Here is a 19297-nt window from a genome sequence, read left to right on the forward strand (position 1 = left end):
CGGCAAACAATGTAGTAACGTGTCAGGTTCACTTCATAGACGAAGAAAATGAAAGCAAAAATACTGGTTAGCGCCTGCCTGATGGGGTTTCAGGTTCGCTATGACGGCCGCGAAAAATCACAAACTGGCGCAGCCCTCGCCCAACTGCAGGCCGAAGGCCGCCTGGTTATTCACTGCCCGGAACTCGCTGCCGGGCTGCCAACGCCGCGTCTCCCCGCAGAGCTTAGCGGAGGCAATGGTGAAGCCGCTTTACTCGGACATGCCGCCATTCTTGAAAGCGACGGCCAAAACGTCACCGAAGCTTATCTTCTTGCCGCCTGGCTTGCGCTGCAAACCGCCCGGGAGAATAACTGCCTGTTTGCTATTCTTACCGACGGCAGCCCAACCTGCGGCAGCCAGAAAATTTATGACGGCCATTTTGCCGGCAAAACAATCCCGGGCCAGGGCGTGGCCACGGCGCTGCTGCGTCAGCACGGTATCGAAGTGTTTGCCGACCACCAGATCCCACAATTATTAAGCCGGCTTGAGGAAGTCGATAAGGAGCAGGCATGATCCGCTGTAAACGAGTCTATGAAGCCCCGTCTGAAGATGATGGCTACCGCGTGCTGGTGGACAGACTGTGGCCGAGAGGAATGAAAAAAAGCGACCTGCACTACGATGAATGGCCGAAGGAACTGGCGCCGTCGAACGAGCTACGCAAAGCCTTTCACAGCGAAACTATCGACTTTGCCGCGTTCAGCAAGCTCTACAGGCAAGAACTTGAGCAACATCAGGATACCGCCCTGGCGCTTGCCCGACACGGAGAAAACGGCACGCTGACGTTGCTGTATGGCGCAAAAAATATCGACCAGAACCATGCGCTGGTGCTGGCCGACTTTTTACGCCACTGCCGGGATCAGTAGCTGAGGTGAAGCTCGTCTTCCTGCGGGGAAAAATCGTTGTCCAGCGGCATTAAATGTTCGGCGCGCACGAAAGCGTAGCCCTGGCGGCCATCAAAGGCGATAACCTCGCCGGTTACCAGCCACAATGGGTAATTTGCCTTCGGCGGAAGCTGCGTGACCACGCCGGTCACCGGATTAACAAAGCGTTCCCCTGGCTGGCACAGCCCGAACAGTTCTACCGCTTTACCAATATTCACCCGCCCGGCGGCTGTACGAGCGCCGATGATCATCGCCAGGCCGCCCGGTTTTAGTTGAAACATTGCTGCTCCCCTCACTTTTTCGCCGCGAGATCAGAACATTCCTGGCGTAAAAAGTAAACGGCCGGCCCCACACACCTAAGGTTTTTCTTAAATTATTTTGTGAGTCTGTCCGACAGCGCCGCCAGAAACAGCCTCAGCGCAGCGGGCAGATAGCTTCGGCTCCGGTAAATACCGTAGATCCCCATCGATCGCGGTGGATAAGCCTCAAGCACTTTGACCAGCTCCCCGCTCTCAAACCGCGGTTTAGCATCCTCAACCGGCAGCATCGCAATCCCCACGCCGTCAGCTACTGCGTCCATCAGCACGACGGAGTCGTTGGCACTGAAGTTGCCGCTCACCTCCACGTTCAACGGCTCGCCGTTTTCATCCACCATTTGCCAGATATTGCGCAGAAAATAGCTGTATTGCAGGCAATTGTGGTGCTCGAGATCGCCCGGCGTGCGCGGCATCCCCCTTTTCTCAAGGTAGGACGGCGAAGCATAAAGCCGGGAGTCACATTCCCCCAGGCGCCGGGCGATAATATTCGGATCGAGATCGTTGGTGATGCGAATAGCCAGATCGATACGCTCCTCAATCATATTCACCGCCTGGCTGCTGACGTGCAGCTCGACCCTCACGTCCGGGTAGTCGCGCAGGAAGTCAGACAAGAAAGGCACGATGTAATACCGGGCGCCAAACTGGGAACAGGCCACCCGCAGAGTCCCCGAAGGCAAATCCTGCTGCTTCTGCGCCGCAATACTTTCCGCGACCTCGTTGAGCGCCCGGGTTTGCTGCAGCACCCGCTCACCGGTCGGCGTTAGCGTCAGCTTGCGGGAGGAGCGATGCAGCAGCCGCTCTCCTGCCCAGTGCTCCATCTGCTCGAGATAGCGGCTCACCATCGGCCGGGACATATCCAGCGCCCGCGCCGCGGCGCTCAGGCTGCCCAGCTCGCAAATGCGGGTATAGACTTTTGCAGCAATGATCCTGTCCATTCTTTCGCCCATCTGTTCGATTTATGAAACTCATCTTACCTGAATAAGGCCATTACGATTCACAAAATGCAATTTACACTATTTCTCATTCCCAAACGGGCTTATTCATTCAGTTAATCAGGATAGAAAATGATGAAGACATATACCCTGGCCGCGGCCACACTCTTGTTCACCGGCGCAAGCGTTGCCGCCCCGCTGACGCTCGACGTTTACAACCCGCAGGACAAAGGCGTTTTCCCGGTCACCTCTACGCTGATTAGCGGCCCAACGGAAGCCACGCTGGTCGATGCCCAGTTCAGCGTTAAAGACGGTGAAGCGCTGGTGAAAATGATTCAACACAGCGGCAAAAAGCTGACCCGCGTGCTTATCACCGCCGGCGATCCGGATTATTACTTCGGTCTGGAGCCCATTGTTAAGGCGTATCCGCAGGTAAAAATTGAAGCCACGCCGCTGGTCGTCGACCATATCAACAAAACCAAAGCAGAGAAGCTCAAATACTGGGGCCCAATCCTGAAAGACGGCGCGCCAAAAGAAGTTTTCGTGCCGCAGGTAACGCATAAGACAACCTTCACCGTCGACGGTGAAAAAATTGAGCTGCGCCAGCCTGCTTCTCATGCGGCGTACCTGTGGATCCCGGCCAATAAAACCATTCTTGGCGGCGTGGGCGTCAGCTCCGGCATTCACGTCTGGACCGCCGATTCCCAGACAAAAGCTGCCCGTCAGGAATGGCGTGATGTGCTGGATGAAATGGCGGCCCTGAAGCCACAGCGCGTGATCCCGGGCCATTATATCGGTGAGGTCAAATCAGGCGCGGCTCCGGTGATCTTTACCGGCGACTATTTAGCCGACTTTGAGCTGGCGCTGAAAAAAGGCAAAAGCGCTCCGGTCATCGCTGAGATGAAGCAAAAATATCCGGGCCTTGCCGATGAAAGCTCGCTGGAGATGAGCGCCAAAGTGAATACCGGCGAAATGAAGTGGTGATTCGCTAAACGTAAAAGGGAGCAAAAGCTCCCTTTATATTATTAGCAAAATGAAAAGGGAGCCTGCGCTCCCTTTTGTTTTATTTGAAGTCGACCTTCATCAGCTCGGGAATCGAATAATCCCGGGTGGTTTCCACGCAGCGGCTGATGTAATCCACAAAGCGCGGCGGCGGAGACATACCTAAATCCAGCAGCTTCTCGTTAGAAAAACGGACGTTCAGCATAGAAAACTCACCGTACAGACGCATCGCACGCAGCATTAAGCGCTCATTGCACGGCCCGTAAATGGATTTGAAGCTTCTGCGGCTTTTCACCAGTTCGCTGTAATCCACCTGCTCGTAATTGGAGAAAATAGGCGTCTGGTTCAGCGCGCTGGACATCGCTTCATCGATGTCAGCAAAGCGGATGCTGCTCACGTCCCCGGCGGAGATGTGGTAGATCTTCTCTTTCAGCGAGTCGCTTTTTGCCAGCAGCAGCAGCGCTTCTGCGCAATAGTCCACCGGAATAACGTCGATTTTGTCATCCAGGGAACACATAAATTTCCCGAGCATCAGCACCATGCGGAAGACCCAGAAGATGCTGCTGGACGGCCGGCAGCCCTGCTCGCTGTGCCCAACCACGATGGACGGGCGAGCGATAACCAGCGGCAGCTGCGGGAACTGCTCGGACATCATCCGTTCGATGGTGGACTTAGACCAGGTGTACTGCACCAGGTGCTCTTCTTCCGGCTTGCTCGACATGCTTTCCGTTACCAGCGTGCCCGCATCCGGTACACAGGACATCGCGGTGCCGACGTGCAGGAAACGCTGCAGGCCCTTCACCTGGGACATGCGGCGAGCAAACTGCAGGGTGCCTTCCACGTTAACTTTCCAGATCAGCGCATTCTCGCCAAACGAGGCTACCGCGGCGCAGTTAATAACGTGCGTGACGCTGGACAGTCTTTCATCATCCAGAAAATGTTCAGGCTCGGCTAAGTCACCCAACAATATATTTTCCGGGTTAATTTGTGCCAGCTGTGCTTCAGTACAGCCAAAATTAGCAAGGTTGTTTCTGATTCTGGCCACGCCCTCCTGAGGAGAGTTCGCTCGTACCAATAGTAATACGGTATTGAAAGAAGATTCAGAGAGGGATCGGGCTAAAACCGCGCCGCCCAGGAAACCTGTCGCACCGGTAATCAAAAGTTGACTCATTATTATAACCTCAGGAGTGAAAACACGAGCATAGTAAAATGGCAAAAATAAACGTTTCCTCAATAAAGCGGATTACCTTTACATAATGCCCAGCACTTTCGTGTAACGGTTTGTACATCCTTGTTTTAAAAGAAAAATAAAAATAAAAAATTAATTTCAGGCGCAATTATTTTGACTATTTATTGATGTCGGTAATATTAAGAAAACCTTAATAAACGATAAACAGAACCGTTATTTCTGGGTAATCAGGAACTCTTTTTAATTTACAGGAAATAAAAAGCCCACAACAGTGGGCTGGAGGTGAGTTGCTACAGCAGTCATTTTTCTCGGGCGCAGGCGTCGCAGCAATGGCCCAACAGGTCAATCCCGGGTCTGAACCCAGAACGCGTGAATCAGACCGGGGAAGTAGCCCAGCAGGGTGAGAATGATATTGAGGATGAAGGCCCAGCCAAAACCGTTGCCGAGAAGCACACCCAATGGTGGCAGAATAATTGTGAAAACGACTCGCCAAAACCCCATATAAACTCCTGATAAATTAGATTAGTCCATACTAAAAAAGCGCCTTGCCTTTAAAGCGTAGACGAATCTCAGAGGTTTGTTCAGGCTGATAATTCTGGAAAATTTAGTTTCATAACTCATCGTTGAAAAAAATATTGCGCGGTACTTGCTAACCATAACAACTCAGGATAATTTCTTGCCTTCGGTAGCTCGATGAACCCTCATTCCGCTATCGAAATATGCCTATATTTCTCCTCCACTGGAGGGGCCGGAACCACTCAAAAAACGATCCGGTCGTTCACCAATTATATTAATGATGATAGCCTTATGGTGACCCGGCGTTTGCCGGGTTTTTTCGTTTATATTCCCGCGAATAATGCAATCAATGCCAATGCCGCAGGTGCAGCCTGCACATAAAGTATTTTTTTGCTGGCCGTTAAACCACCAAATAAACCAGCAACCAGCACGCAAATAAGGAAAAACAGTTTAAATTCATAGCCGCTGCTCGCCGCCAGCAGGCCATAAATTAATCCCGCAGCTAAAAAACCGTTGTACAGCCCCTGATTCGCCGCCAGCGTTTTCGACTGACTTGCAAATTCAGGTGACAAGCCAAAAGCCTTTCGCCCCGCCGGTTTATCCCAAAGCACCATTTCCAGCACCAGAATATAAAGGTGAATCGCAGCCACCAGGCCGATAAGAATATTGGCAATCATAGATGATTCCTGAGGGGTTATTTCGTCGCCAGACGCCGGCTACACTTCATAGCCCAGCGCCTCGATCACGTGTTCCATCGCTTCGCTGGTTAGCGGGGAGCGTTTGATTTTATGGTTAGCCAGCATGGTTCTGACGACCCCGGCAATCACGATATGTTTAGGTTCCTGCCCAAGATCGCGCATCTCCAGCACTACCTTACCCACCACGCGGCACATCTCCTGATACAACAGGTCATCTTTTGCTTTTTTATCCATCTCGCCTCCGGCTTATCTGTTTGATCTTACAGTAGCATTTAACATCATCGGCGACTAAAAATAGCAAAACATTTTTCACGCTTTTTGGAACAGCTCACGTTACAGGTTATCTTCCTGTGGGATGCGTTCCACCAGCATAAACTCTTCAAAAATTAAGGGCATATCTTCAGAAAATTCGCCATTTCTTTCAAAAAATATCTGATGCTCTCGCCGCCAGTACGAGAGGCTCAAATCCCCTTCACCCTCCTTACGAGCCTGATCCGCGCTAACCTGCGAAAACTTCAGGGTGATTAAAGACAGCGTCTGGATAACGCAGACCGGGGTCCCACCGCCGTTAAGAATAATGCTATATCCGCCGGGTACGGGAGCCTCTTCCCCATTCTCATAGGCTGAAACCGCGGAGCATGTCGCTGTTTTGCGTCCCTTTAAAACTAAATCCACCAGCTCGTCGGCCAGCTCAGGTGAATCGCCAAATGCCCACACCTGCGCATTGGGATATTTTTTCTGGTATTCAGTCAGTCGCGTAGACATGGAGTATTCTCCCTCTCCTTTTGGAATTGAAATACAGGCGAAACCATCAGAATGGATCATCAACCCACTTTCACCTGCATTTTAAACAATATATTTGAAGGAATGGCCTGTCAGGGCATCATCGAAAAACAGGTGTGGACGGGGTAATTTACCAGAGCTATGACGGAAAACAGGAGATATTTCTGTTTGATGATAAAGATGGGCTTACACAGTCTCTTTTTTTCAGCGGATTGTCGGTAAGTGAGTCAACGATGAGAGCCATCTGGCTCTCACTTTCTAAATTGACAGCGAATTTAATCCCATTTAAACGTCACGCCAGCCCGGGCGGTACTGTTGCTGTTATCGCGATCGTATTTAGAATAAGGATCGGACAGCAGCTTTTGGTCACCTTTATCAAGCTTGCCGTACATATTTTGGGGTTTCTTTTCTTCGTTACTCACACACACATTCCCGTAGCAGCCCGGGTCTTGTTCCGCCTCGGTCCAGACGAGCTCCGAAGCAGGCTTGTTCGCGGCATAAACGTGAGTGGTTAACAACAGAGCGCAGATGATAAGCGTCTTTTTCATAAAAAATCCCTTTTATGATAATGATAATCAAACGCAATTTTAACATCTTCCTGCGGCTTGAGAACAATCAGGTTAAACCTGAACATTATTGGCAAAAGCAGTAATAAATAGCGTGCTAAAAAACGTCCCTGCGCATTCGCCTAGCCCAAAATCAGGACATCAACCGCCCTCTGAACCGCCACATCATCCAGACCACTGGCATAGAGCTTATGGATCATATCGGCTATCGACTCACGCGATAGCGCCTCTTTCATCGTCAGCAGCTGTACGACGGCCGTGCCGATTACCTGCAGCGTTTCAGGCTGAAGCTCCTCAAAAACGTGCTTGTCCTTGTCCATAATTACTCCATAAATTAAATTCCCTGTCTTTCTAAACTAGCACAAGAGAACTCAGACAAAACGGGGATCTTTTCCTATTCCTCTGCCCTTTCACGATGCCACCAAATAACTCATTGAAACAACTCCGTAACATCTTTCGGATTTTTTATGTCTGAATTTTACAAGAGAATAAATACCAGCCTGCTGCGCGCCTGTTCAACATCACAGGCTGCGTTTATCATTAATAAATACAGGGATACTTGCCGGGGGTACTATGCTGCAGTTCGATGTTTTTGGTAGGCGTTTGGGCGTGAAGAAAGTCAGTGAACAATGGCTGCTTTATCGCGTTGATCCCAATGAAGGGAAATACTCGCGGATTTATGATGTGGTTATTCCGTCATGGCTAACGGAGGAGGAACTCCCCGGCTGGCTCGGGGATATTTACCATGAGGCGGCGAGTGAAAAGCATCCGGATGTCCATTTAATTAATGCCGGAAAATCCTGACCGGCAAGATTTAAAATACAACCAGACAGAGAGCCATCGGCAGGCAATTGAACGATAAAATTATGCCAGCGGGATTTCATCCAGGCTGAAATAAACCGCCAGTCCATGCTGGCGGGCAACGTCGATGTCCATATCAGCGCCCTTTGAATCGCCCTCAATCCGGTACACGGCATCGCATTTTGTGATAAGTCGATGCGCAACCGGATAAAACATAGACTCCGCGATTGCATCATCGATGGCTTCAGATCCTGCGGCTTTCGCCAGTGGCAAAGCCAGCCATTCGCCAATCAGCGGCACGTGTCCCCGCTGGTATACCGCCAGCGCGGCATTTTCCAGACGGGCGAGATTAGCCGCGATAAGATTTTGTCTCCCGCCAGTCCCGCTGCGGTATGGACCAGCAATAAGAATGAGCTGTGTCATGCTGAGAACCTCACAGAATGTTTTTCAGGGCAACGTGATAAAGCAACATGATGGTTTTACCGTCTACGATAAGGCCACTTTCCACCGCAGCAAGGGCGGCATCAATGGTCAGCTCTAACACTTCGATATCCTCGCCTTCGGCTTCTATTCCACCGCCTGCGCTCGCTTTGTCGCCCGCATCATATTCAGCAATATAAAAGTAGAGCTTCTCCGTAACCGAACCCGGGCTCATATAGGCTTCGAAAACCTTCTGTACGCTGGAAACGCGAAAACCCGTTTCTTCTTCTGCTTCCGCTTTTATGCGGTTTTCAGGCGCCATATTGTCAAGCAGCCCTGCAGCTGTTTCGATGAGATAGCCCTCGTGGCCGTTCATAAAAACCGGAAAACGAAACTGACGCGTCAGGATGACGGTTTTCCGCTCGCGGTTATAGAGGAGGATGGTGGCCCCATTGCCCCGATCGTAAACTTCGCGATTCACCCGCTGCCAATGTCCGTTTCTCCGCTGAAGATCAAAGGTGTACTTTTTCAGCGAATACCAGTCATCGGACAATACCCTGCTATCGACGATCCGTACTTCTGCACGTTTTGGTTGCATGATTGCTCCTGTTTGCGTAGGGTTTTCATCATAAACAGCATCATCATGCTTATTCAAGATCAATCGTGCAAATACACGTAAATTCGTGCAGACACAAGGATCACAACATGCTCGCTAACCAACGCAAACACCTCATTCTGGAACAGCTTCAGGCCGAGGGACAGGTGCTCTCGAAGAATCTGAGTCACCGATTTGACGTCTCTGAGGACACCATTCGCAGAGACTTACGCGAGCTTGCCGCAGACGGTCACCTGCAGCGCGTACACGGCGGCGCGTTGCCCTCATCTTCAGCGGTGGCCACTTTTTCCGAGCGTAAATCATTAAAAACTGATGCCAAAATGAAAATTGCACGCAAAGGGGCAGAGCTGATTTCTTCCGGTCAGGTGGTGATGATAGATGGAGGCACGACCACCTCGGAGCTTATTGCCTGCCTGGCAGATGACCTGCGAATCACGGTGGTAACCCACAGCCCCAGCATCGCTTTGGGGCTGGTAGATAAGCCGTTCATTGAAGTTATTTTGATTGGTGGCCGCCTCTACAAACACTCAATCGTCACCGTTGGGGCGGCAGCGATTGAAGGCATCGGCAATATTCACGCTGATATTTTCTTCATGGGCGTGACGGGCGTGCACCCTGAAGCAGGGCTAACCACGGGCGATTACGAGGAAGCGTGCATCAAACGTGCATTTTCAGGCAGAGCCGCAGAAACCGTCGTGCTGGCATCTCCGGAAAAGATCAACACCGCGTCATCGTTCGTTATCGGCGATTTAGGGTTAATCAACACGGTGGTGATTGACGGCGACACCGATGAGAGTTGGGTCAACAGTATCGAAGCCAGGGGCATTACGGTGATAAAAGCCTGATCCCCCTTCGCGGCAAGCGGTATAACGCTGGCTGATATTGCTCAGGATATATGACTCAATTCCTGATGCATAAAATCAATCAGCGCTCTTGTTTTACCTGGCAAATAGCGCCGATCTGAATAAAGGGCGAACAGCTGCAGTGGGGCTGCCGATTGTTCAAACTCAATTTCGATTAACCGGCCATTGTCAATCCAGGGCTGGCAGGCTTGTTTCGCCAGAATGGCAAAGCCGACACCTGCCAGCGCCGCTCGCCCAGCCATCTCTCCGCTGTTGACCCGATAATGGCCTTTCGCCCTGATAGTCTCGAATCCCCCCTTTTTATTGACGAACTGCCAGGGCGCTCCTTTCAGCGCACTGACCGTTGTAATACAGGGTAACTCTTCAAATTGCTGTATGCGATCGGGCGTACCATAGCGCTGAATGAGAGCCGGGGCTGCAACCACCGTACAGGGGATCGTCAACAGGTGGCGGGCAATGTAGTCACTGTCATCCAACTTGCCGCGGCTAACAATGACCGCTAAATCCAGATCGTCGCGCAGAGATTCAAACCCGGACAAATTTGTGACACAGCTGATTTCCAGGCCAGGGTGTCGGCAGGCAAAATCGGCAATAACAGGCCCGAGCAGCGCAGGACCCAGTTCATTAGGAATACAGATACGCAGTGGGCCCTTGAGTTGCACCTGCCGCAACGTTAGTTCTGTCTCCGTTTGCTCAAGCGACTCCACAAGGGGCTTCGCTCGGGTATAAAGCAAGTGCCCCGCCTGAGTGAGTTTCATATGCCGGGTACTGCGCTCAATGAGCTGCAGATTCAATTTTTCTTCTAACTGGGAAATACAGCGACTTACGTTTGATGTCGGCATCTCAAGCACTTTTGATGCCCCGACAAAACTTTCTTTTTCAACCACGGCAATGAACACTTTCAGGGTATTAAAATCAAGGGCCGGACGCATGAACTATCCCATAAATGATAATAATAAGCGTCATTTTTACCATCTAATCACCACCATTGATAGCCGTTAAACTCGGGCATCTTTCATCCACAGGTTGCCTGCTATGCCACTGGTCACACAGACGTTTAACGATAAATCCCTCATGCGGATAGCGCTTATCATGGCTATTATCCAGTTCGCTAACGCGCTGGAATATATGATGTTCAATCCTGTTTTTGCTTTTATGGCCGCAGATTTCTCAGTGCCCGTCTCATTCTCAGGCTATGTCTCCGGGATGTATACCGCCGGGGCCGTCCTGTCGGGCATTATCGCCTTTTACCGGATTGGTCGTTTCAACAAGAAGCGTTTTTTACTCGCCAATATGGCGCTGCTGGGCATGCTGACGTTTTTAACCTCCTTCGCCTCCAGTATTAGCCTTCTGCTGGTATTACGATTCTGTGCGGGCCTGGTGGGCGGTACCACAATGGGGGTGGGGATTAGCATATTAATCAATCACGCCCCGGCTAACCTGCGCGGAAAAATGTTGGCAACGGTGATTACGGCATTTTCGATGGTAAGCATTGTAGGCATGCCCGCGATATTATTTCTGTGTGCTCACTCCGGCTGGCATGTCGCTTTGTGGTTAATCAGTGCCCTGTGTGTATTAACCTTGCCGCTTATTGTCGCCTTTATCCCTCGAGATCCGATCTCCTGCGATACGCTCCCCGCGCTGCCTCTCGATAAGAATACTTTACTGTTTGCGGCGGGTAATGCGCTGGTGCAGTTTAGCCCCATGCTGGTCATCCCGGTTCTGGTGCCATTGATGACCCGGCAGCTGGGTGCTTCGGTGGAACAGCTGCCCTGGCTGTTCTTCGCCGGAGGCATCGCCGGCTTTCTGTCTACCAAAATGACTGGCGCGTTAACTTCACATTTTACTGCTTTGAGTCTGGCTACAGGCTCAACGCTCGTTTTTATACTGAGTTTGCTAATCCCTGCTCTGGGCTATCCGCATTCGGCATTATTTATTATTTTATTTCTCGGAGCATCTTACAGCCGTCTGGTGTCATCTTCGGCGCTTACCCTTCAGTTTCCGGATGATGGACAGCGAGCGGGATTCTCTTCCCTACAGACCGCAATCATGTATTTGATGACCACTGCCGCATTTTTCCTGTCAGCCTTTCTCTTACCCACTGATGAAATAGCGCCACAGAATATGAACATGTTGCTGGTGCTGTGTGCCATTTCCGCATCAGGGTTCCCAATTCTCGTTATTATTCTGCAAAAGAAACTGGCTAAACGAACGATTCAGACTGAACGCGTGGTTAGTGGTTAAATTAGCGGCTTACTGGGTACGATACGGACGGGTATAGACATGGGGATGGCACAATATGAAAAGTGGGCGTGTGTTCTCTAGAGTGAATGCAGGCGCTTCCACTCGGCAACGACATCGCCCAAATTTTTGGGCACGTCATTTCGTATCCATGCCATAAATTCACGATCAAACCGAAAATGCGGCCCGCACTCATCAATCATGAAACGGCGGACGTTTTGTGTATTTTTGTAGTTTTTATCCACGACGGTGGCGCGTGTTAATACAGAACTGTGCCAGTCAATATTCACTTGTTTACCCCTGCAATAAGCGATCGATCGCAGCACTAAACTTAACACACTCACGCTTAAATGCCTGCGCCTGGTCCGAACACCGTCTCGCAAGAAGCGTAAGAAGAATTAACCTCAGGCTTTCTCCATATTCGGGGTCAGGGTCAACAACCGACATTACTAACTGACTATTGTGTTTAATACTGGGGGCAGGTCACTGGTTGCTATTTGACAGACTGAAATTGGCAATTTTATAATCAGTTCACTTTCACATCTCTTCAGAGGTATTCGTCCAATGCGCAATTAATGCTCACCGTCATCTTTGACGGCCTTTATGCAGTTTCCTTCGGGAGCTGTTTGGGTGCATTAATTTCAGGGTTATCGCATGACGAATTCTATTCTTACGCTTGATCGCGTTACTTTTGTATTGCCTGATGGCAAGCCGCTTTTCTCGAATCTCACTGAACAATTCGACCATCGACATACAGGTCTGGTAGGCAGAAATGGCGTGGGTAAAAGCCTGCTGGCTAAAATTCTGTCAGGCCTGATTATGCCGACTTCCGGCCAGCGAAGTTGCTCAGGTCGCGTCAAATATCTGGCGCAGCATCTGACACCAGAACATTACTCTGACGTTGCGATGCTTGCGGGGGTCGACACCCAGCTAGCCGCGTTAGATCGCATTGAAGCAGGCAGCACCGACCCGGCTGATTTTGACCTTGTGGGCGATCGCTGGGACCTTCGCCAACGGCTGCAGGCGCAGCTGGCGTCCGCGGGATTGGGTTATCTTTCGCCAGGATCGGCGGTCAACCGGCTGAGTGGCGGAGAAGCCATGCGGGTGGCACTGACCGGCGCGATGCTGTCAGATGCAGATTTTCTTATCCTTGATGAGCCTACCAACCATCTGGATGCAGCCAGCCGACTGACGCTGATGCGGCAACTGCAGCAATGGCCCCGTGGTCTGTTGCTCATTAGTCATGACCGAAAGTTGCTGCAACAGATGGAGCGGATTGTCGAATTATCGTCGCTCGGTTTACGCAGCTACGGCGGCAACTATGATTTTTACCAACAAATGAAAGCACAGGAGACGGCCACCGCTACGCAAAACCTCGCACGCCTCAAAACCGAGCGTAAGCGCGAAGAGCAGACCCTGCGTGAACAGCGCGAACGGCTCGAAAAACGCGGATCTCGTGGAACCCGTCAGGGCAAGAAGGCGAATCAGGCAAAAATATTATTGGGCCGTCAAAAAGGTCGCAGCGAGGCTTCAGCAGGCAAACGGGTAAAGCAGCAAACTCAGACACGGGAGTTGCTCAGCCAGCAGGTGCAGCAAGCCATAAAGCAGATTGAAGTATCAACGCCTGTCGCTATGCATATAACCTCTACATTTGGGGCATTACCGCAGAATGTGGCCACACTTGACGATGTCGTTTTACCTTTTGTTCCTGCGTCTTTTCGCAAGATAACGCTCACCATTAACGGTGGGCAACGGATCGGTGTTGTCGGCTCAAACGGGTGCGGTAAATCAACATTATTAAAAACCTTAGCGGGCCTGTTGCCGCCGGTGTCTGGTCATCGTGAGGTCTGGGCTAAAACGGCTTATCTTGACCAGCAAATGTCCATCCTGAATCGGCAAAAAACGGCACTTGAGCAGCTTCTGGCGGTGAACCCTCAGGTGGGGGAATCCCAACTGCGGATGCAACTTGCCCAGCTTGGACTGGATGCATCTCGTGTGTCATTACCCTGCGGTGAACTTAGCGGCGGGGAACAACTTAAAGCTGCGCTGGCAATGCTAATTTATGCTGACTCACCCGCCAGCTTTTTATTGCTCGATGAACCAAATAATCATCTGGATATTGTATCCCTGCATACGCTGGAATCTTTTCTTCATCAGTATCAGGGCACCCTGATGGTGGTGTCACACGATGAGGTATTTCTCAGCCAAATTGAGCTAACACATTGGCTGGTTGCGGGGGCTAAGGGTTGGGAATTATCGCCCTATGAACATGTTGAATAATTGATTGTGGGAATTGAAAGTATTTTCCATGATTTATGATGCGAATTCGTGGCTGTTTATCGCAAGGGTCAACAATAGTGCAACGGAATAACAAGGCGCTGTGCTCAACGGTAAAACCAGGACCCAATAGGTATTCATTATTTTCCCTCAGGCCATCAGTATCTTAATTCTATTTGATCTCCCTCAACTGATAAGTATGACAAATTAATAAAATCATCATACTTATTTGGTTTTATCTCTCTTTAACAAGGTCTATGTTGTGTCCAGACTCCGCCGTGCGTTTTGGTTGCTGTTTTCTCTTGCCTCTTTTTTTGCAAATGCCCACTCCCGGGATGAAATAACCACCGCATGGCCGGTTAACGTCGGGCCGCTCAACCCGCACCTCTACACGCCAAACCAGATGTTCGCCCAGAGCATGGTCTATGAACCGCTGGTGAAATACCAGGCGGACGGCTCGGTGAAACCCTGGCTGGCAAAAAGCTGGACCCACTCGGCAGACGGCAAAATCTGGACCTTTACCCTGCGTGACGATGTGAAATTTTCAAACGGTGAAGCATTTGACGCCTATGCCGCCGCAGAGAACTTCCGCGTCGTGCTGGATAATCGCCAGCGTCACGCCTGGCTGGAACTGGTCAATCAGATAGTCGCCTTCAAAGCGCTCGACAAAAATCAGCTACAAATCACCCTGAAAAGCGCCTATTACCCATTCCTGCAAGAGCTGGCGCTGCCGCGTCCATTCCGCTTTATCGCCCCGTCGCAGTTTAAAGACAATGAGACCATGCACGGTATTAAAGCGCCGATTGGCACCGGTCCGTGGATATTAAAAGAATCTAAGCTCAATCAGCACGATGTGCTGGTACGTAACGATTGCTACTGGGGTGAAAAACCGCAGATTCAAAAGATTACCGTCAAGGTGATCCCGGACCCGACGACCCGGGCCGTCGCTTTTGAAACCGGCGACATTGACCTGCTGTATGGCAATGAAGGGCTGCTGCCACTCGACACCTTCGCCCGCTTCAGCCAGAACCCGGCATACCGTACCCAGCTTTCCCAACCGATAGAGACGGTCATGCTGGCACTCAACTCCGCAAAAGCGCCAACCAACGAGTTAGCCGTACGTGAAGCCCTGAACTATGCGGTGAACAAGAAAACACTTATCGATACTGCTCTGTACGGTACCCAACAGGTCGCTGAAACGCTGTTCTCCCCCACCGTCCCTTACGCCAATATCGGCCTGAAGCCGCGCCAGTATGACCCGCAGCAGGCAAAAACATTGCTGGAAAAGGCAGGCTGGACGCTGCCTGCCGGGAAAGATATCCGTGAGAAAAACGGCCAGCCGCTGCGCATTGAACTGTCGTTTATTGGTACCGATGCGCTGAGCAAATCAATGGCGGAAATCATCCAGGCGGATATGCGCCAGATTGGCGTGGATGTGGCGTTAGTCGGCGAAGAAGAGAGCAGCATTTATGCCCGCCAGCGCGACGGTCGATTTGGTATTATTTTTAACCGAACCTGGGGTGCGCCGTACGATCCGCACGCCTTTATGAGTTCGATGCGCGTGCCGTCGCACGCCGATTTTCAGGCGCAGCAGGGCTTAGCCGACAAGCCGATTATTGATCAAGAGATTGGTGAAGTACTGGAAACCACTGACGAAACACAGCGTCAGGCGTTGTACCGCGATATTCTGACGCGGCTGCACGATGACGCGGTCTACCTGCCCATCAGCTATGTCTCAATGATGGTGGTTGCCAGACCGGCGCTGGGCGCAATCCCTTACGCGCCAATTGCCTCTGACATTCCGTTTGAACAGATTAAGCCGGTAAAACCCTGATGTTACGCTACGCGTTGCGGCGCATGGCGCTGCTGGTGCCGATGATTTTCGCCGCCTCGGTGATTATCTTCCTGATGCTGCGCCTGGGGACCGGCGACCCGGCGCTCGACTATTTGCGTCTGTCGAATCTGCCGCCGACGACGGAGATGGTGGCGTCCACCCGCGTGCTGCTGGGGCTGGATCAGCCGCTTATTGTGCAGTACGGCACCTGGCTGTGGCAGGCGCTGCATCTGGACTTTGGCATCTCGTTCGCCACCCAGCGTCCGGTGCTGGATGACGTACTGAACTTTCTGCCCGCGACATTACTGCTGGCGGGCGCGGCGCTGGTGCTGATCCTGCTCACCTCCCTACCGCTCGGTATCCTGGCGGCGCGCCATCGCGATCGTCTGCCGGATTTCGCCGTGCGCGTTATCGCCTTCCTCGGCGTGTCGATGCCCAACTTCTGGCTCGCCTTTCTGCTGGTGATGTTTTTCTCGGTTTACCTGCAATGGTTGCCTGCGCTGGGCTACGGCGGCTGGCAACACATTATTCTGCCCGCAGCGTCGATAGCCTTTATGTCGCTGGCGATCAACGCGCGTCTGCTGCGCGCCAGCATGCTGGAAGTCGCCGGGCAGCGTCACGTGACCTGGGCGCGGCTACGCGGTCTCAACGATAAACAAACCGAGCGCCGTCATATTTTGCGTAACGCCTCGCTGCCGATGATCACCGCCGTGGGGATGCATATCGGTGAACTGATCGGCGGAACCATGATTATCGAGAATATCTTTGCCTGGCCCGGCGTGGGGCGCTATGCCGTTTCGGCGATCTTTAACCGCGACTATCCGGTGATCCAGTGCTTTACCCTAATGATGGTGATTGTTTTTGTGGTCTGTAACCTGATTGTTGATCTGCTGAACGCCGCGCTGGACCCGCGTATTCGCCGCCATGAAGGAGCGCACTCGTGAACTTTTTCCTGTCTTCACGCTGGTCTGTTCGCTTAGCGTTAGTCATCATCGCCCTGCTGGCGGTGATTGCGCTCACCAGCCAGTGGTGGTTGCCGTATGACCCACAGGCCATTGATTTACCGTCGCGCCTGCTGACCCCCGATAGTCAGCACTGGCTGGGCACCGACCATTTGGGCCGCGATATTTTCTCCCGTCTGCTGGCGGCAACCCGCGTATCCCTGGTCTCAGTGATGGCCTGCCTGCTGCTGGTACTGGCGCTGGGACTCATCGTCGGCGGCAGCGCGGGGCTTATCGGCGGTCGCGTAGATCAGGCCACCATGCGCCTCGCGGATATGTTTATGACCTTCCCGACCTCGATCCTCTCTTTCTTCATGGTCGGCGTGCTGGGAACCGGGCTGACCAACGTGATTATCGCCATCGCCCTGTCGCACTGGGCATGGTATGCGCGAATGGTGAGAAGCCTGGTGATCTCCCTGCGCCAGCGCGAGTTTGTGCTTGCGTCCCGACTTTCCGGCGCGGGTCATGTTCGGGTATTTATCGATCATCTGGCCGGCGCCGCAATCCCGTCGCTGCTGGTGCTGGCGACGCTGGATATTGGTCACATGATGCTGCACGTCGCCGGGATGTCGTTCCTCGGTCTGGGCGTCACCGCGCCCACCGCTGAATGGGGAGTGATGATTAACGACGCGCGTCAGTATATCTGGACCCAGCCGCTGCAAATGTTCTGGCCGGGGCTGGCGTTGTTTATCACCGTCATGGCCTTCAATATGGTGGGCGACGCGCTGCGTGACCACCTGGATCCTCATCTGATCACGGAGCATGCCCACTGATGCTGCAACAGATTGAACTGCAAAACATAACCCTGCACGCCGGGCGTCCGTTGGTGCATGGCGTCTCTTTGACGCTTAAACGCAGACGCGTGCTGGCGCTGGTTGGCGGCAGCGGCAGCGGCAAATCGCTAACCTGTGCGGCGGCGCTCGGTATTCTGCCCGCAGGCGTACACCAGACCGCGGGGGCCATTCTTGCGGATGGCAAGCCGATTGCGCCCTGTGAACTGCGCGGCATCAAAGTGGCCACCATAATGCAGAATCCGCGCAGTGCCTTTAATCCGCTGCGGACAATGGCCGATCATGCGCGGGAAACCTGCAGAGCATTGGGTAAACCCTCTGATAACGCCACGCTCATCGCCGCGCTTGAAGCCGTTGGGCTGGAGCAGGCGCAGCGCGTTTTGCAGCTGTATCCGTTCGAAATGAGCGGCGGCATGCTGCAACGCATGATGATTGCGATGGCGTTGCTGTGCAATGCGCCGTTTATCGTTGCCGATGAACCCACCACCGATCTGGACGCAGTGGCCCAGGCGCAGATTCTCGACCTGCTGGAAAATATTATGCAAAACCGTGCGCCGGGAATGCTGCTGGTGACGCATGATATGGGCGTGGTCGCACGGCTGGCGGATGATGTTATGGTGATGGAGCGCGGTAGCATTGTGGAACAGGGCGACGTCGAAACGTTATTTCGCGCGCCACAACATCCGGTTACCCGCAGTCTGGTGGCAGCGCATCTCGCCCTGTACGGTATGGAGCTGGCATCATGACATTACTCAGCGTCTCTGCGGTCACCCACCAGTATACGGGTTCAGAGGTATTAAAAGCCGTTTCTTTAGCGCTGAAAAGCGGTGAAACCGTCGCCCTGCTGGGACGTAGCGGCTGTGGGAAAAGCACGCTGGCGCGCCTGCTCGTCGGGCTGGAATCGCCAACGCAGGGCAGCGTCTGCTGGCGGGGCGAGCCGCTCTCGCGACTGAACCGCGCAAAACAGAAGGCGTTTCGCCGAGATATTCAGATGGTATTTCAGGATTCCATCAGCGCGGTTAACCCGCGTAAAACCGTACGCGAAGTTTTGCGCGAGCCAATGCGCCATCTGCTGTCGCTGACCAAATCGGAGCAACTGACGCGGGCCTGCGAAATGCTCCATGCCGTAGATCTCGACGACAGCATACTCGACAAGCGGTCGCCACAACTGAGCGGCGGGCAGCTCCAGCGAGTTTGCCTGGCGCGCGCGCTGGCGGTAGAACCGAAACTGCTGATCCTCGATGAAGCAGTGTCAAACCTGGACCTTGTCCTCCAGGCAGGCGTGATCCGTCTGCTCCAAAAACTCCAGCAGCAGTTTGGCACCGCTTGTCTGTTTATCACTCACGATTTACGCCTGGTCGAGCGCTTTTGCCACCGGGTGATAATCATGGATCAGGGACAGATCGTCGAGATGCAAACCGTGGGCGATACATTAACCTTTTCCTCTGACGCCGGACGTATGTTACAAAATGCGGTACTTCCCGCATTTCCTCCTGCGCTCCGCCGCGCGACTCAAAAGATTTAAATCAG

25 protein-coding genes are annotated in these 19297 nt (G+C 52.5%); 12 read left to right on the forward strand and 13 right to left on the reverse strand.

The genetic code is table 11. The features are described 5' to 3' along the window. The first annotated feature begins 48 nt into the window (after positions 1–48). Positions 49–552 carry a 2-thiouracil desulfurase family protein gene (locus F3J29_RS08685; RefSeq protein WP_166865268.1) on the forward strand — a complete coding sequence of 168 codons (504 nt, stop codon included), beginning with the start codon at positions 49–51 and terminating at the stop codon, positions 550–552. Continuing rightward, positions 549–902 (forward strand): DUF488 domain-containing protein, encoded by a 354-nt coding sequence (locus F3J29_RS08690; RefSeq protein WP_166865271.1) that lies wholly within the window; start codon positions 549–551, stop codon positions 900–902. The genes F3J29_RS08685 and F3J29_RS08690 overlap by 4 nt, the downstream gene beginning before the upstream one ends. Here F3J29_RS08690 and F3J29_RS08695 read toward each other — a convergent pair. Both F3J29_RS08695 and F3J29_RS08700 read right to left on the reverse strand, forming a co-directional pair. Beyond that, on the reverse strand, positions 896–1201 hold the full coding sequence (locus F3J29_RS08695; protein ID WP_166865274.1) for a hypothetical protein: 306 nt from the start codon (positions 1199–1201) through the stop codon (positions 896–898). The two genes, F3J29_RS08690 and F3J29_RS08695, sit on opposite strands and share 7 nt — an antisense overlap. A gap of 92 nt (positions 1202–1293) precedes the next feature. Continuing rightward, positions 1294–2172, reverse strand: coding sequence for a LysR family transcriptional regulator (locus F3J29_RS08700; RefSeq protein WP_166865277.1), 879 nt, complete (start codon positions 2170–2172; stop codon positions 1294–1296). A 132-nt stretch (positions 2173–2304) separates the two neighbouring features. Between F3J29_RS08700 and F3J29_RS08705 the strand changes: the two genes are divergently transcribed. After that, positions 2305–3153: a Vmh family MBL fold metallo-hydrolase gene (locus tag F3J29_RS08705; RefSeq protein WP_166866634.1), complete on the forward strand. Its 849-nt coding sequence runs from the start codon at positions 2305–2307 to the stop codon at positions 3151–3153. Positions 3154–3232: 79 nt separating this feature from the next. Here F3J29_RS08705 and F3J29_RS08710 read toward each other — a convergent pair whose 3' ends face one another. From F3J29_RS08710 to F3J29_RS08740, 7 genes are all read right to left on the reverse strand, one after another. Further along, positions 3233–4342 (reverse strand): SDR family oxidoreductase, encoded by a 1110-nt coding sequence (locus F3J29_RS08710; protein WP_008456721.1) that lies wholly within the window; start codon positions 4340–4342, stop codon positions 3233–3235. Between the two features lie 360 nt (positions 4343–4702). Next, positions 4703–4861 (reverse strand): YqaE/Pmp3 family membrane protein, encoded by a 159-nt coding sequence (locus F3J29_RS08715; protein ID WP_166865280.1) that lies wholly within the window; start codon positions 4859–4861, stop codon positions 4703–4705. 338 nt (positions 4862–5199) lie between these two features. After that, positions 5200–5553 (reverse strand): DUF1304 domain-containing protein, encoded by a 354-nt coding sequence (locus tag F3J29_RS08720; protein ID WP_205246723.1) that lies wholly within the window; start codon positions 5551–5553, stop codon positions 5200–5202. Positions 5554–5592: 39 nt separating this feature from the next. Continuing rightward, positions 5593–5808 carry a fumarate hydratase FumD gene (gene fumD / locus F3J29_RS08725; protein WP_039302094.1) on the reverse strand — a complete coding sequence of 72 codons (216 nt, stop codon included), beginning with the start codon at positions 5806–5808 and terminating at the stop codon, positions 5593–5595. Positions 5809–5907: 99 nt separating this feature from the next. Further along, positions 5908–6339, reverse strand: a complete 432-nt coding sequence (locus F3J29_RS08730; protein WP_166866637.1) for an ASCH domain-containing protein — start codon at positions 6337–6339, stop codon at positions 5908–5910. A gap of 293 nt (positions 6340–6632) precedes the next feature. Then, positions 6633–6905 (reverse strand): hypothetical protein, encoded by a 273-nt coding sequence (locus F3J29_RS08735; RefSeq protein WP_166865283.1) that lies wholly within the window; start codon positions 6903–6905, stop codon positions 6633–6635. A gap of 140 nt (positions 6906–7045) precedes the next feature. Next, on the reverse strand, positions 7046–7243 hold the full coding sequence (locus F3J29_RS08740) for a hypothetical protein (protein ID WP_166865286.1): 198 nt from the start codon (positions 7241–7243) through the stop codon (positions 7046–7048). A 253-nt stretch (positions 7244–7496) separates the two neighbouring features. Between F3J29_RS08740 and F3J29_RS08745 the strand changes: the two genes are divergently transcribed. Then, a complete protein-coding gene (locus F3J29_RS08745) occupies positions 7497–7727 on the forward strand; it encodes a DUF7661 family protein (RefSeq protein WP_166865288.1) in 231 nt (76 codons plus the stop codon). Between the two features lie 60 nt (positions 7728–7787). On the opposite strand, the gene F3J29_RS08750 is transcribed toward F3J29_RS08745, so the two are convergent. Beyond that, a complete protein-coding gene (locus F3J29_RS08750) occupies positions 7788–8147 on the reverse strand; it encodes a TIR domain-containing protein (RefSeq protein WP_166865291.1) in 360 nt (119 codons plus the stop codon). Positions 8148–8157: 10 nt separating this feature from the next. Next, positions 8158–8742, reverse strand: coding sequence for an NUDIX hydrolase (locus tag F3J29_RS08755; protein ID WP_166865293.1), 585 nt, complete (start codon positions 8740–8742; stop codon positions 8158–8160). 107 nt (positions 8743–8849) lie between these two features. Here F3J29_RS08755 and F3J29_RS08760 point away from each other — a divergent pair, with 107 nt between their 5' ends. Next, entirely contained in the window at positions 8850–9605 is a 756-nt protein-coding gene (locus tag F3J29_RS08760) for a DeoR/GlpR family DNA-binding transcription regulator (protein WP_166865295.1), read from the forward strand. 41 nt (positions 9606–9646) lie between these two features. Here F3J29_RS08760 and F3J29_RS08765 read toward each other — a convergent pair whose 3' ends face one another. Next, entirely contained in the window at positions 9647–10555 is a 909-nt protein-coding gene (locus F3J29_RS08765; RefSeq protein WP_166865298.1) for a LysR family transcriptional regulator, read from the reverse strand. Positions 10556–10658: 103 nt separating this feature from the next. On the opposite strand from F3J29_RS08765, the gene F3J29_RS08770 reads away from it, so the two are divergent. Further along, complete coding sequence (locus F3J29_RS08770) at positions 10659–11867, forward strand: MFS transporter (protein ID WP_166865300.1); 1209 nt, start codon at positions 10659–10661, stop codon at positions 11865–11867. Between the two features lie 77 nt (positions 11868–11944). On the opposite strand, the gene F3J29_RS08775 is transcribed toward F3J29_RS08770, so the two are convergent. Further along, a complete protein-coding gene (locus F3J29_RS08775) occupies positions 11945–12154 on the reverse strand; it encodes a DUF6434 domain-containing protein (RefSeq protein ID WP_166865303.1) in 210 nt (69 codons plus the stop codon). Positions 12155–12518: 364 nt separating this feature from the next. On the opposite strand from F3J29_RS08775, the gene F3J29_RS08780 reads away from it, so the two are divergent. The 6 genes from F3J29_RS08780 to nikE all read left to right on the forward strand — a co-directional run bounded on the left by F3J29_RS08780 (position 12519) and on the right by nikE (position 19292). Then, positions 12519–14144: an ABC-F family ATP-binding cassette domain-containing protein gene (locus F3J29_RS08780; protein ID WP_166865306.1), complete on the forward strand. Its 1626-nt coding sequence runs from the start codon at positions 12519–12521 to the stop codon at positions 14142–14144. Positions 14145–14370: 226 nt separating this feature from the next. After that, positions 14371–15975 carry a nickel ABC transporter substrate-binding protein gene (gene nikA, locus F3J29_RS08785; RefSeq protein WP_166865308.1) on the forward strand — a complete coding sequence of 535 codons (1605 nt, stop codon included), beginning with the start codon at positions 14371–14373 and terminating at the stop codon, positions 15973–15975. Further along, a complete protein-coding gene (nikB, locus tag F3J29_RS08790) occupies positions 15975–16919 on the forward strand; it encodes a nickel ABC transporter permease subunit NikB (protein WP_166865311.1) in 945 nt (314 codons plus the stop codon). Before nikA ends, nikB begins: the two co-directional genes overlap by 1 nt. Next, entirely contained in the window at positions 16916–17749 is an 834-nt protein-coding gene (nikC, locus tag F3J29_RS08795) for a nickel ABC transporter permease subunit NikC (protein ID WP_166865314.1), read from the forward strand. Before nikB ends, nikC begins: the two co-directional genes overlap by 4 nt. Next, positions 17749–18513 (forward strand): nickel import ATP-binding protein NikD, encoded by a 765-nt coding sequence (gene nikD / locus F3J29_RS08800; protein WP_166865317.1) that lies wholly within the window; start codon positions 17749–17751, stop codon positions 18511–18513. The genes nikC and nikD overlap by 1 nt, the downstream gene beginning before the upstream one ends. Then, the gene (gene nikE / locus F3J29_RS08805) at positions 18510–19292 is read left to right on the forward strand and encodes a nickel import ATP-binding protein NikE (RefSeq protein WP_166865320.1); all 783 of its coding nucleotides are present in this window, start codon (positions 18510–18512) and stop codon (positions 19290–19292) included. Before nikD ends, nikE begins: the two co-directional genes overlap by 4 nt. Positions 19293–19297: the final 5 nt, after the last annotated feature.

Origin of the sequence: Enterobacter sp. Cy-643 (assembly GCF_011752815.1) — a bacterium.
GTDB lineage: Bacteria > Pseudomonadota > Gammaproteobacteria > Enterobacterales > Enterobacteriaceae > Cedecea.